This window comes from Aneurinibacillus danicus (assembly GCF_007991215.1).
Classification (GTDB): Bacteria; Bacillota; Bacilli; order Aneurinibacillales; family Aneurinibacillaceae; genus Aneurinibacillus; species Aneurinibacillus danicus.
The window spans coordinates 1-976 of record NZ_BJXX01000281.1; the positions used below are offsets into that span (position 1 = coordinate 1).

At 37.4% G+C, this 976-nt stretch carries 1 protein-coding gene and 1 pseudogene; both read left to right on the forward strand.

The features are described from left to right. A pseudogene (locus tag ADA01nite_RS22375) lies at nt 1–433 on the forward strand (WXG100 family type VII secretion target); the annotation flags it as partial. Nucleotides 434–470: 37 nt separating this feature from the next. Then, nucleotides 471–971: a hypothetical protein gene (locus ADA01nite_RS21745; protein ID WP_146812509.1), complete on the forward strand. Its 501-nt coding sequence runs from the start codon at nt 471–473 to the stop codon at nt 969–971. Nucleotides 972–976 lie beyond the last annotated feature (5 nt).

Consider the following 976-nt stretch of genomic DNA (forward strand, 5'->3'; position numbering starts at 1 on the left):
AAAAGCCGCTGAAGAAGTGAGTGAGGTTAGTAAGATTACTAAGGGGACGGGTGAAACTGTTTCTTACTACAGAGTTCAAGGTGGCGAAATGCCAAATGCAAGCCAAGTTAGAATACAGGTTGATGAAAATGGAAAAATGGTAATTCCAAACAAAGAAGCGAATTTGAATGTTAGTGCAGGAACTAGGGAACATGCCGAATATTTCTTGCAAAAAAGGGGTAACGGTGCAGAAATTGTTGAAGTTGAAGTGCCGAAATGGTTTGATGATTTTGTTAAAGAAAGTGCAATTCCACAGTACAAGTATAATTCAAATCCTCTTAATCAAGGGGGAACAGCACCAAAAGTGGTCGACCCGAGCACGCCAGGAACATCATATGAATTCCCTACCCCTTGGATTCAGTGGCTAGAAGAGTATGGTAAAATAAAAAAATAGGATTATCGAGGTACTTGAATACTGAGGAGGAGGTACAGTGCATAACAAGCCGAAGTATGCTGAAACTATAATAGTTCTAGTAAAATATAAGAAATTTTTCAGATGGTTTGTTGCAGATAAGGAGATATGGTTTTTAGATTTGAAAAAACTAATTTCGTCATATCTTGAGAAAGGATATGAAATTCCTAATCCTGATGACTTCTCTGACAGATTTAATATTGCAGTAGTAAACGAGGACACGGCGGAAGACTTCCTCCAAAAGCTTAGTGACTTTGAGGTTGGAACAGAAGAATTAAGGAAGATGTTAGAGCAGGGAAGGTATAGTCATATTTCAGATATGTTACCTTCTCTATATGTGGATTTTGATGATAAGGAATTGACTTCCTACTATCCTGAACCTGCATCTTATGAACTATATGTACCGAATGGATGGCTTGGGAAGTATGAGCAATTTATTGAGGTCATTCCTGAAGACTATCATTACTGGATAATCGATGGTAACAATCTATTTTTAAAGGAGCATTCCTGTAATGAATGAAAATG